The sequence below is a fragment of the Psychrobacter celer genome, from assembly GCF_016107555.1.
Taxonomy (GTDB): Bacteria; Pseudomonadota; Gammaproteobacteria; order Pseudomonadales; family Moraxellaceae; genus Psychrobacter; species Psychrobacter celer.
In genome coordinates this window covers 17,137-29,355 of record NZ_JABASU010000033.1, presented here as the reverse complement: position 1 = coordinate 29,355, position 12,219 = coordinate 17,137, and the positions used below count along the sequence as shown (strand labels likewise).

The window sequence follows — 12,219 nt, the reverse complement described above, 5'->3', positions numbered from 1 at the left end:
GTCCATGTAAGAAGTCCTTTTTGCTTAAGTGGTCTTGGTAAACTTACTTTAGCAACTTCGGACTTCTTTTTTTATCTTTTTTTTGAGCGCTTATCCCGAACTGGGGTTCTTATCATGTGTGCCTGCTATCGAAGCTGACTGTCCTTACTACCACGCCGATTAAACAGCTCCGTTGCCCGTGCGGTTTTTTCAAGCTCACTCTGACAGCCGACACAGTGCTGCACACCGGGTACGGCCAGTCGCCGTGCTTGTGGGATCGCATTGCCACACTCATCACAAAACTCAGCGCTTTCACCTTTAGGCATAGCCCGTCGCGCCCGCTCTAATGCGTCGTTGACCGTTGCATCCATTTGCTCGTGCTCAGCACCATCTCTTGACCATCCACCTGCCATAACGTCATCCTATTTATTATTAATGCTATTTAGCTTTTAAACAATAAAAGCCTTTAATAACAAATAGATGGGGATATCTTTATGGATTACAATGCCAGTTAGGGGCGGTAGATGAGGACGCCATCATCAGATATAGGCTAAGCATGATGAGACGTGCCTGAGCCATTTTGCTTATTGGCGATCACTAGTCTTTTGGTTGCAACTCCACCACCTGCCCACGCACACCGATACTGGCATCACTCATCAAGCAGACATAACCTGCCATGATATCCTCAGGGGTTTTTAGGCTCATGGGGTTTTCTCCTGGGTAGGCATGAGCACGCATGTTGGTACGCGTCCCACCCGGATTGATACAATTAAAACGTAAATTGGTGGTGTTTTTTGTCTCTTGGGTAAAGATATCGCTCATACCTTCCACTGCCTGCTTGGAGAGCGCATAGGCACCCCAAAACGCGCGCGGATGCGTGCCCACACTACTAGAGGTAAAGACGATAGAGCCATTGTCTGCGTCTTTGAGCAGCGGTAGTAGCGCCTGCGTCAGCATAAATGTCGCCGTACAGTTGACCTTCATCACTTGTGCAAAGGTATCGACGTCATACATCTCAAGCGGTGTCAGCTGCCCAAGCAGACCAGCATTATGCAAGATACCATCTAGCTGGCCGATTTCTTTATCGATCAGCCCCTCTAGCTGCTGCATCTCGGCATAAGTGGCACCCTCTAGGTTCATCGGTAGCATGGCAGGCTGCTTGCCGCCAAAGCTCTCAATCTCATCATAGACATACTCAAGCTTGCTGCTGGTACGTCCGAGCAACAATACAGTCGCGCCATAGCGCGCATAAGTCAAGGCGGCGACCCGCCCGATACCGTCACCTGCTCCTGTCACCAAAATAGTCTTGCCATCCAAGCAATTGTCAGGGGGTATAAAGCTGCGTATCTCGTCATGTGTCAACGGCTGGGTAAAACCAGCTGTGTCTGTGCTGCTCTGCGGTTTGGTTGGCTGATTCGTAGTGTCACTCATGGCATTACTCACTGCTTATTATTAAATAGTTAGGATGCTTAATCGTTATTTCGATAAATGGCTTTTAAGGCTTAGCTTGTAGTGCTTATCTTGTAGAGGCTATAAATAATCGAACTGCCCCGAAGACAATAAAAGTTTATTCAACGCTTCAGGCGTCTCAGTAATATAGTCTGCGCCCCATTTTTTTAGGCTTTTTTGGTCTTCAGGCGGGATATAGCCATAAGCGGCCAAAATCGTCGGCATGCCAGCGGCGTTACCGGCTTCGATATCGCGTATATGATCGCCGACATACAGTACACAGCCTGCCGCACCGCGCGGAATACCGAGTTTTTCTAAGGCCACATACATTGGCTCAGGATCAGGTTTTGAGCGTGATACATCATCAGGACAGACCAGCACCGAGCAGCGCTCATCTAATTGCATCACACTGAGCAGCTGCTCGGCCAAATAACGCGGCTTATTGGTGACGATACCCCATGGCACGCCTTTTGCTTCCAGTGTGCTCAGTACCTCGTCGAGCGCAGGAAACACGCAGCTATCGACGCAGATATCTGCTTCGTAATCGTCCAAAAACTGCTGACGAAAGCGCTGCAGCTCTTCATCACTCGCTTGCAGTTGATCATTATGACGCAGCATCAGCTGCACCATGGCCGAGGCTCCGGCAGAGACTTGCTCTCGAATTTGCCCTTCCGGCGGCGCTTGCCAATCGTTTTCACCGCTCATCTTTGCGATGATGCGGACAAAGTCAGCAGCAGTATCGATTAACGTCCCATCAAGGTCAAATAAAACCGCTTTTACAAATTGGCTCATAATAAATGCTCTTAGTCTAAAAGATAAATATAGGCAAAATCACTTGAGGGCGGCGCTATCGTAGGGGCTTTTGTACCGCCATCATATAATTGACATCGACGTTTTGTGCCAACCAGTAGCGTTTGGTCAGCGGATTATAATGCAGGCCAATGATGTCTTGGCGTCTAAATCCAGCATGGACAGCCATTTTATCAAGCTCAGCGGGGGTGATGAACTTGGCATAATCATGAGTGCCGCGATCAAGCAGACGCAGCACATACTCTGCACCAATGATGGCAAACAAATAAGACTTGGGATTGCGGTTGATCGTCGATAGCACGCACACCCCGCCTGGTGCCAGCAGCTCAAAACACGCCTGCACAATCGACTGAGGGTCCGGCACATGCTCCAGCATCTCCATGCAGGTCACCACATCGAACTGACCGGCGTGCGTTTTTGCCAGCGTCTCTACAGGGATATGCTGATAGCGAAGCGTGTGCCCAAGGCCACTTTGCTCGGCGTGGAGGGCGGCAGCTTTTAGGTTTTCGGTTCCCAAATCAATGCCTGTGACATCTGCGCCGCGGCGTGCCATTGACTCTGACAGTATCCCGCCGCCGCAGCCCACATCCAGCACTTTTTTGCCCGCCAGACCCTGCTCAGCGGTCTTATCAGTGTGCTGCTTATCAACAGAGGACTGCGCGCTTTGATAGCCGCGTTTGATATTTTCTTCTATCCAGTTGAGGCGTAGTGGGTTGATTTCGTGCAATGTCGCAAAGGCGCCCGTGCTACTCCACCACTCCCCTGCCAGCTTATTAAATTTATCCACCTCGCTGGCATCCACATTGATGCTGTTAGTCTCGGCATCATTGACGCGGCTATCGGTTTGCTCATTGGCATTTGACGAAGAGGCATGGACTGAGCTCATGATATTTCCTTTATTGTCATTATAAGTGTCGTATATGAAGGGATTATCGTACAACGTCTACAACGCGCACGACGATACACTCAATATTAGCATGAGAGTAGCGGCTTTGTCGTGAGGTACATCGTCACGGATTGTGAGTCATGCCTATTGATTCGCTCACAGCTTTACAACCATTCGTTAAGAATCGGATTCACAAGCGCCTATGTTTTACGTTATCATAGGCGCTACTCTATGGTAGGTCGACCGTACTCGACACTATATCGTTTATACAGCTTTTAGCACTTTTGGCCTGTCTAAGCGGTAAAACCCATCATCACCCTAAGTTTATACATCTCAAGGATAAAGTATGAAACGTGTCATTACACTGACTGGTCTGGCTATGGCTATTGGACTTGCCACTATGGGCGCACAAGCTGCCGACTATGTCGCCGGAAAAGACTATCGCGTGCTCGACAATCCAGAAAAAATCAGCGGTGACGCCATCATTGTTCGTGAGTTTTTTTGGTATGGCTGCCCGCATTGTAACGTCCTCAATCCGCATATGGAAAAGTGGGCAAAAACCAAAGACAAAGATGTCGCGTTCTTTAAAACCCCAGCGGCGCTAAACCCTGTTTGGGAAGCCAACGCCCGCGGTTTTTATGCCGCCCAGCTATTAGGGTTTGAAAACAAAACCCACGACGCTTTGTTTGACGCCATTCATAAAGACGGCAAAAAACTCTTTGACCAAGCATCATTGAGCAAGTGGTATGCGTCAAAAGGTGTGGATGAAAAGAAATTTAACAGCCTATACAACTCGTTTGCCGTCGGCACAAAAATCGGCCGCTCACAAGCTGGCGCAAAGCGTTATCAGCTCTCAGGGGTGCCAGCAGTCGTGGTACAAGGCAAATACGTCGTCACCGGTGAAAGCGCCAAAGTACCCAAGGTCGTTGATTATTTGGTCGACAAAGCACGCGCTGAAAAGAAATAAACCCAGCCCTTTAACCAAGTAATTTAACCGAGTGCTTTGGTCTTATCGCAGCGCTCGGGCACATCGTGATAGTAAGCCTATAAACGAAAGCCAATCATTTGATGATTGGCTTTTTTATTTATTTGCGTTTATAGCATTGATATAGTCGATTCTAAATAAAACAGATACATTGTATGTCAACGTGGGACTGGTATAAATTTTTCTTGCGTGCTGTGCCTACGCCGACAGATGCTGCGTAAAATTCATCCCAGTCCCACTGTATCGTTTTTATACTGAAATCACTATAGCGACGCTGGGCAGTTATTTTTTGAGCTGCGACAAGATGGCCACTTCTCGTATATAACTGGCCAAATCGGCTTCTGATTCTGCTAGTAGCTCGTCATCTTGCATGTGTTTGGCGTATTCAATCCATAACAACAGCTGATACATGCTGTTGCGCTCAGAAGCTTTGTATTGTTTGACAAACTGCTTTAGCGTGCCTTCGTCATTGATATTGAGGCGATCATACCAGCTCTCGATTTTGGAGACTTGCTCTTTTGGAAAATAGGCATCAAACAACGCTTTGACAAGCTCGTGGCGGTTTTCTTCGCCGATAAGCTTACCCACACGCTTGGTCTGACGATTGCGCGCATTGGCACTGGTGATGTCCGCCAATGCCATCAGCTCAGCCATAAAATAATCACTGGCTGGCAGTTTTTTTAGCTGTTTTTTCGACAAGCTTGCAAGCGGTATCGATAACTGCTGTAAGCGCTCATGGGCTTTTTTGAGTTCTGTGCGCGAGACGCGCATCTCCTGTTCTGACCAGTCAATCATAAAAGCGTTCCGAAGTGATGAATAATAAAATAATAAAATGCACGTCTGCTAGGAGTTTACCACCGGCTTTTTTCGCGGTGCTTGGCCAACACCTTGACCCCTGCTGGCATGTTCTGTGCCAAACGGCGCTGCAAAGCATCTGTGATAAACACCGAGCGATGCTTGCCGCCTGTACAGCCAATCGCTACCGTCACGGTATGACGGTTGTTGTGCAAAAACTCAGGCAGCCAGCGCGTCAAAAACTGATCGATATCATCGGTCATTTCTGCCACTTCTGGATAGTCGGCAAAAAATGTGGCAACCTCTGCATTCAGACCAGTCGCCGCTCGCAGCTCAGGGTTCCAATGCGGGTTTGGCAACACCCTTACATCAAAGACAAAATCAGCATCGATAGGGCTGCCATACTTAAACCCAAAAGACAAAAGATTGATGACAATCTGATTGTCCATGCCGATATGCGCACGTAAGCTGTCTTTTAACTGATGGATATTTAAGCTGCTGGTATCGATTCTGATATCAGCGTGACCTGCTATCGGCTCTAGCAGCTCTATCTCTCTTTTGATAGCCGCTGGCAGGTTAAAGGCGATATGACGGGCATTATCACTATCCACATCTTGCGACATCAGCGGATGGACACGGCGAGTGGCATTGAACCGCGCGATTAAAGTATGCTCTTGCGCGGTGACATAAACGACTTTGACCGCCTGCTTGCCATACGTTGCTTTTAGCGCCTCATAAGTCTCTGCAAAGTTAGACAAATCAGCGCGCGGTGTGCGAATATCGACTCCAAGGGCGATACGGCGTATACTGCTTTCCCTCACCAGCTTATGAGCTGCCTGTGGCACCAAAGACAAAGGCAAATTATCGATAGAATAATACCCAAGATCTTCTAAGATATTGAGCACTGATGTTTTGCCAGAGCCTGAGCGGCCTGAGACGACAAGGATGCTAAGTGCATCGGCGGCGGCTGGCCGTCGCACTTGCTCCAAAGCCTGCTCAGACTGCTGATTGCTATTGTGTTGATCCATGTCCATCATCCACCTGTCCTAGGTTATCCAAGCCATACATACTAAACCACGCTACTTAGCCATCATAAAAGCGGCCTTGCTTTTGCCACAGAGCGGCTATGGCAATTGTTGTCGTTAGTTGACGCTATTGCTTCCTGCATATTACGATATCTAATGATATGACGGCGAATTGCATAATGACTACTTAAGCGTCACTAGCTGATTATCCAATAAACGCGCGCGCCCAAGCCATGCCGCTACCAAAATAACCATGTCTTGCTTATCTTTATCAAAATCCTCTGTAATAGCATCCAGCTCAGCGGTTTTTATCTCTAAATAGTCAACAGTAAACCCTGCATTTGTGAGGTGCTCACGCGTCTGTGCAAGTAGCGCCGCTATGTGCGGCAATATCGAGCCTTGCGGTGCTATCTTTATATCTTGCAATTGCTGCGCCAAACTTTGCAGCGCTTGATGGAGCACAGGAGCCACCTGCCGCTCGCTGGCCGTTAAGTACTGATTGCGTGATGATAGCGCCAAACCATCAGCAGCACGGACAATGGGCGCGGCGATAACCTCTAGCGGATAATTAAGGTCTCGCACCAACTGCTTGATAATCGCCAACTGCTGGTAATCTTTTTGTCCAAACACTGCCGCATCAGGCTGGATGATATTGAACAGCTTTGACACCACGATACCCACTCCATCAAAGTGTCCAGGACGTGACTGCCCGCATAGCTGCGCGCTAATCGTCCCTGCCAGAACTGCTGTCGCGGGCGGCAAGACTGGATACATCTCCTCGATACTGGGCGCAAAGACATAGTCCGCTGCCACTGTGGCAAGCTTTGCCACATCGTCGTCCAACGTGCGCGGGTAGCTATCAAAATCTTCACCTTCACCAAACTGCGTGGGATTGACAAAAATACTCACCACCACGATGTCAGCGTGTTGCTTGGCGATGTTTGCCAGCTCAAGGTGGCCATCATGCAGATTGCCCATCGTCGGCACCAGAGCGATAGATTGCTGAGTGCGATGCGGCTGCAGCGCTGCACGTAAGTCTGATATCTGCTGATAAATGATGGGCATGATAAAGCCTTCTGTTCTTAATAATCGTAATTGCCGAAAAACAAAGTCAAACTCACTAGAATTGTCAAACTATCATCAATCCAACTTAAAATTAGCTAAATTGATGCTGGGTGGTAGGAAAGCTGCCCTCACGTACCGACTGCTGATACAGGGCAAATGCGCCTTCAATACTGCCAGCACGATTGCGCTCATCGGTCAAAAAATCATGGACAAAACGCGGCACGCGGCCGTGCGCCATACCGAGCATGTCATGCATGACCAGCACTTGACCATCAGTATCTGCGCCTGCGCCGATTCCGATCACTGGTACCGTGACTGCTTGGGTCACCGCTTTGGCCAGCTCAGCGGGCACACACTCTAATACTAGCAGCGCTGCGCCTGCGTCGACGACGGCTTTGGCATCAGCCAGTAGCTTGTCTGCTGCCATCTCACCGCGGCCTTGGATTTTATAGCCACCAAAGACATTGACCGACTGCGGCGTCAGCCCCAGATGCACACACGTTGGGGTGCCTGCCCGCGCTAAGGTTGTGACCAGCTCGCACAGCTCACGACCACCTTCTATCTTTACCACGTGCGCGCCCGCCTGCATCAGCTTGCGGCTATTGGCCACCGCTTCTGGCAACGTGACGTAGCTCATAAACGGCAGATCTGCCAAAATCAAAGCGCTGCTGTTACTCCGAGCGATATTGGCGGCATGATAAACCATATCGTCAACCGTAACTGGCAGCGTTGAGTCATGGCCTTGAACGACCATCCCCAAACTATCACCGATTAAGATCGTGTCAATCTGCGCCTTGTCCATCATCCGCGCAAACATCGCATCATAGCAGGTTAGGCACGTAAACTTGGTGCCTTCTTTTTTAAATTTATTTAGCGTAGATAACGTCGTCATATGGCCCTCAATCCTTTTGATTATCAGCTGAATATCTGGCGAGCGCACCGCTCATGAGTTACTTTTTAATAATTTGAGGCCTGTCCAATCGCAGCTTGGTGGATAGTCCGCAATCGGCTTACCCAATACCTGTAGCTCTGGCGCTATCTCACGTAGCGGCAGCAAGACAAAGTTACGCTCACACAATCCAGCATGCGGTATAGTCAGCTTAGCGTCCGTCATTAGCAGCTGACCATATAACAAAATATCGATATCCAAACTGCGCTCGCCCCAACGGCGCAAACGCGCGCGTTTTGCCTGTGCCTCTAGCTGCCGACAAAACGCCAATAGCTCAAACGGCAATAACGTCGTCTCAAACCCCGCGACCGCATTGATAAAGTCAGGCTGGTCTTGTGGCCCCATCGGCGCTGACGCATAAAACGATGATACCCGCAGATGACGTATCTGCGCATGCGCTTGTATCGCGTTGAGGGCGGTCTGTAGATGTTCGGTCGGCGAGCCCAGCTCATTGGCCAAATTACTACCCAATCCCACATAGGCGCATGCCCACTCTGCCGCGTCCTGATTACTGCCGTGATCAGTTGTGCTATTGACGTCTACAGCACCATCGGCACTTTGACTGTTATGAAGGCGATTATTCATACCATTGGCTCTCGCAGTCACCGATCAAGCGCCTTCAGCACTAGGCTGTCGACGGCGACGCTTTGCGGGTATCGGGCCTTTATCCGCCTCTATCAAACTGATGAGCGGCTGAGGCATTGCAGTTTGTGTTTTTTTGCTTGTGCTGGGCGCGGACGTTTTTGTTTTTTTAGTGGTAGCGGCTTCTTTATGGTCTGTGCCGCGCTTAGCTGGCGGCTCAGCTTCGGTAGTAGACTGAGCAGCAGGTTTTGGCGCTTGTTTTGCATAAGCCTTAGCCGGTTTTACAGGCATCTGCTCGCTGGCATCGGTCGCTTGCGGTTTGGTCGTAGTAGCAGTCCTGCTGGGCTGACGGCGGCGACGCTGATAAGGTATCGGCGCATTATTGAGACTCACCAATGCTGGCGACTGGGCAACCGTGAGCGCAGGCTTATCTGGCACCGATGCGACGGCTGCTTGCTTATTCTCGCGGCTAACGGATTGAGCCGATGGCGTCTGCTGTGTTGTGGTTGAGCTTTCTGCTTGCACCTTTGATTGTTTTTGCGGTCGTTTTTGCGACTGTTTAGGCGCGGCTTTCTGTTTGTCTTGAGCAGCACTCTGAGCCTCTTTATCTTGCGGCAGCTGTTTTTTTAGCGGCGGTACGACTTTTTCGTGCTCGATGACAAACAGTGGCTTTGGCGCGGCCGGCTTTTTGTGCGACTGCTTGATAGCGGCCAGTGACAATTGCTGCAACTGTGCCAGCTCCGCCTCGTCCTGCGACAATGGCTGATTGTCATCATGACGACCAGCGCTTGACTTACTGTTTGGCTGACTATTTGATTTGCTAGTCGCTGGCTGTGATTTGGCACGGCGACGACGCGCAGGAATACCACCTGTATCAGCGCTGTCTTTTTGAGGCGCATTTGATGGCTTGGACGACGCGGTATCTGTCACGCTATCGATACTGCTATCTGACTTTTGGTTTTGGCGATTGCGCCCACGGCCGCGTTGGCCTTTTTTGTAAGCGCCGCGGCGGATATTTTCATCAAAATCAGCGATGGCTTGCTGCTTGTCTTTCTCGGACAAGGTTTGATAAGTCTGCCACCATTCGCCCATACCATTGGTCGACTCAGACAAGGGATGCTCGGCATCGCCGCACTGCTCACGCAGCAATAAAAAATCAAAACCCGCACGAAAGCGCGGATGCTCAGAGAGCTGGACGATTTGCTTGTTACGCGGTGCGGACAGTTTGGGCTGCAAAATCCAGATATCACGGATAAATTGCTCAGCAAACTTTGGAATGGCGGTTTTGATACGCTGACGGTCGATGACTTTACCAGCGGCGTGCAGTTGCGCATCGGCAAAAGGCATGTTGCGTTTTTTGGCTTTTTCTAGCTGGTGCAGGTAGTTTTCCCACAATAGCGCCGCATAAAAGAACGCCGGATTGATGCTTTTGCCAGCAGCGATGCGCTTGTCGGTATTGATCGCCACTTGCTTGACCAGTGCGCTTGGCTCAGCAGGTGGATAAATGACCAAGCTATCCATCGCCCCTGACTCAAACAATAACGGCAATAGCGGCACCAAATAGCCACCGGTAAACATCTTTTGCGTCTCATCATAGAGACGATGCGGCGATATTTGCTCAAGTAGCGCCCAGTTGTCCTCATGAAACTGCTCCGCCAATGCCTCATCAAACTCAAAGCCAAGCTTGGCCTTAAAACGCAGCGCCCGTAGCAGACGTACAGGGTCTTCTTCGATACGAGTAGGCGCGTGGCCAAGCAGACGAATGATACGGTTGTCGATATCGTCAAGCGCCCCGCAAAAATCATGGACCACGCCTTTGAGTGGTTGATAATAGAGCGCATTGATAGAAAAATCACGACGGGCAAAGTCTTGTTTGATATCGCCCCAGACATTGTCGCGCAAAATCATACCATCTTGGTTGGTATTGGCGTTGTTGGTCGGTGGTCCGCGAAACGTCGCCACTTCAATCAGCTCACGGCCAGAATACACATGCGCCAATTGAAAGCGGCGACCGATGATACGGCAGCGCTTTCCAAAGACGTCTTTGATCTCATGCGGCTTGGCATCCGTCACTGCGTCAAAGTCTTTTGGACGCAGACCCAATAATGTGTCACGCACCCCGCCCCCGACGATATAGGCATCAAACCCAGCTCGGGTCAATGTGGCAATGACTTCAGTAATGGAATTGGGTAATTCAGATTTATTCAGTTCTAACTGCTTGGCGGCACGCTCGGCCATGCATCTACTCCTCGCCGGTATTCTTTGATCACCCCTAACAGACACAGTGTTTATCAGGCGGATGTAACGACTAGTTTAACAAATTTTGCGCCTGCTGGGTGTGTTATGACCGCTACTTACGTGCTATTTTGTCAATATTCGCCTTGATTATTGCCAAACGCCTTTATTCATCTTGTACGCTGATGCGCGCTCGGTTTTTCTCAACGGTCTTCTGACCGATGCCTTTGACCTTTGCCAAGTCATCGACCGTCTGAAAACCGCCAAACATCTCGCGGTATAAAACAATCGCCTGCGCCTTACTACTACCGATACCGTGCAGCGAGACCAGCTCGCCCTCACCAGCACGATTGATATTGACCACCGTTTGCGTGCGTGCTTGCAACTGCGCGGCCTCTTGCGCCAATAAAGACGCGTATGCTTGCTGCGGACTGGTAAAACAAGTCGCTGCCAAGGCCTCGCTTAGCATGAGCGTCATGATAAGTACTGCCCCAGCGGCAGCCGCACCGACTGCACTGACGGCTGTGCTGAGCATAGCACCGATCAAGCTAGGCTTATGATGAACGTTCATGTCGTTTTGCCGCCTCCCACAAGGCATCCATCTCCTCAATATCGCTATCTTCCAAGCTTTTACCTAACTGCGCTAACTGTGCTTCGATATAGCCAAAGCGTGATTTGAATTTATGCACACAGGTCAGCGTTGCCGCTTCTGCATCGAGGCTGAGCTTACGTGCCACATTGACCAGCGCAAACATACAATCGCCCAGCTCTTTTTCAAGCTCCGCTTTTAACGCTACATCGGGCTTGTGCCCATCAGCTGGAATGATTTGTTTGAGTTCAGCAATTTCTTCTTCCAGCTTCTCAATCGCGCCCTCGATACCGTCCCAGTCAAAGCCTAATTTACTGGCTTCTTTTTGCAAACTCTGTGCTTGCATCAAAGCACTGCCTGCTTTGACATTATCTAAGCTGCGCTTTGGTTTGCCACGGCGCTCACGTTCCGCATTTTCTAATGCTTTGATTTCATCCCAACGTTTTTTAACCGCCTCATCATCAGCCAGCTTATCTGCTTCAAACACATGCGGATGACGGCGGATTAGCTTGCTTTGCAGGGTATAAATAACATCGCTTAAATCAAACTGATGCTTTTCTGCATAAATTTGGCAGTGGAAAACCACCTGTAATAGCACATCGCCAAGCTCGCCTTTGATGTCTTCAACATCACCCTCTTGCACCGCTTCAGCCAACTCATACGCCTCTTCAATGGCATATGGAATGAGGCTGTGGTTGGTTTGCTTAACGTCCCATGGGCAATCTGCACGCAATCTGGCCATCAATGCGAGCAGGTCATTGATATCGCCTGTGGCTTTGGGTGTGCCCTCGACGGCTTGTGGTGGCGTAATTTTATTATTATGGGTTTCTAACATACTCAGTTCTCTTGTTTCTTTAATGACAATAAACA

General features: G+C 49.8%; 13 protein-coding genes. 1 reads left to right on the top strand and 12 read right to left on the bottom strand.

Translation table 11 applies throughout. The features are described from left to right. Positions 1-125: 125 nt before the first annotated feature. From JFC05_RS11955 to ubiG, 4 genes are all read right to left on the bottom strand, one after another. A complete protein-coding gene (locus tag JFC05_RS11955; RefSeq protein ID WP_075102180.1) occupies positions 126-392 on the bottom strand; it encodes a DksA/TraR family C4-type zinc finger protein in 267 nt (88 codons plus the stop codon). Between the two features lie 184 nt (positions 393-576). Next, a complete protein-coding gene (locus JFC05_RS11950; protein ID WP_198337033.1) occupies positions 577-1,410 on the bottom strand; it encodes a YciK family oxidoreductase in 834 nt (277 codons plus the stop codon). Between the two features lie 99 nt (positions 1,411-1,509). Then, entirely contained in the window at positions 1,510-2,220 is a 711-nt protein-coding gene (locus JFC05_RS11945) for an HAD family hydrolase (protein ID WP_198337032.1), read from the bottom strand. Positions 2,221-2,275: 55 nt separating this feature from the next. Then, positions 2,276-3,124, bottom strand: coding sequence for a bifunctional 2-polyprenyl-6-hydroxyphenol methylase/3-demethylubiquinol 3-O-methyltransferase UbiG (gene ubiG / locus JFC05_RS11940; protein ID WP_198337031.1), 849 nt, complete (start codon positions 3,122-3,124; stop codon positions 2,276-2,278). Positions 3,125-3,470: 346 nt separating this feature from the next. On the opposite strand from ubiG, the gene JFC05_RS11935 reads away from it, so the two are divergent. Then, positions 3,471-4,091: a thiol:disulfide interchange protein DsbA/DsbL gene (locus tag JFC05_RS11935; protein ID WP_075102176.1), complete on the top strand. Its 621-nt coding sequence runs from the start codon at positions 3,471-3,473 to the stop codon at positions 4,089-4,091. A gap of 300 nt (positions 4,092-4,391) precedes the next feature. Here JFC05_RS11935 and yjgA read toward each other — a convergent pair whose 3' ends face one another. From yjgA to mazG, 8 genes are all read right to left on the bottom strand, one after another. Further along, entirely contained in the window at positions 4,392-4,904 is a 513-nt protein-coding gene (gene yjgA, locus JFC05_RS11930; protein ID WP_198337030.1) for a ribosome biogenesis factor YjgA, read from the bottom strand. Positions 4,905-4,960: 56 nt separating this feature from the next. After that, positions 4,961-5,938 carry an RNase adapter RapZ gene (gene rapZ / locus JFC05_RS11925; protein ID WP_420850571.1) on the bottom strand — a complete coding sequence of 326 codons (978 nt, stop codon included), beginning with the start codon at positions 5,936-5,938 and terminating at the stop codon, positions 4,961-4,963. A gap of 174 nt (positions 5,939-6,112) precedes the next feature. After that, positions 6,113-6,994 carry a pantoate--beta-alanine ligase gene (panC, locus tag JFC05_RS11920; RefSeq protein ID WP_198337029.1) on the bottom strand — a complete coding sequence of 294 codons (882 nt, stop codon included), beginning with the start codon at positions 6,992-6,994 and terminating at the stop codon, positions 6,113-6,115. Between the two features lie 91 nt (positions 6,995-7,085). Next, complete coding sequence (gene panB / locus JFC05_RS11915; RefSeq protein ID WP_198337028.1) at positions 7,086-7,886, bottom strand: 3-methyl-2-oxobutanoate hydroxymethyltransferase; 801 nt, start codon at positions 7,884-7,886, stop codon at positions 7,086-7,088. Between the two features lie 51 nt (positions 7,887-7,937). Then, positions 7,938-8,528, bottom strand: a complete 591-nt coding sequence (gene folK / locus JFC05_RS11910; protein ID WP_198337027.1) for a 2-amino-4-hydroxy-6-hydroxymethyldihydropteridine diphosphokinase — start codon at positions 8,526-8,528, stop codon at positions 7,938-7,940. Positions 8,529-8,552: 24 nt separating this feature from the next. Next, positions 8,553-10,763: a polynucleotide adenylyltransferase PcnB gene (gene pcnB / locus JFC05_RS11905; protein ID WP_198337026.1), complete on the bottom strand. Its 2,211-nt coding sequence runs from the start codon at positions 10,761-10,763 to the stop codon at positions 8,553-8,555. 163 nt (positions 10,764-10,926) lie between these two features. Next, positions 10,927-11,331 carry a ComEA family DNA-binding protein gene (locus tag JFC05_RS11900; protein ID WP_227697547.1) on the bottom strand — a complete coding sequence of 135 codons (405 nt, stop codon included), beginning with the start codon at positions 11,329-11,331 and terminating at the stop codon, positions 10,927-10,929. Then, positions 11,315-12,184 carry a nucleoside triphosphate pyrophosphohydrolase gene (gene mazG, locus JFC05_RS11895; protein ID WP_198337025.1) on the bottom strand — a complete coding sequence of 290 codons (870 nt, stop codon included), beginning with the start codon at positions 12,182-12,184 and terminating at the stop codon, positions 11,315-11,317. Before mazG ends, JFC05_RS11900 begins: the two co-directional genes overlap by 17 nt. Positions 12,185-12,219: the final 35 nt, after the last annotated feature.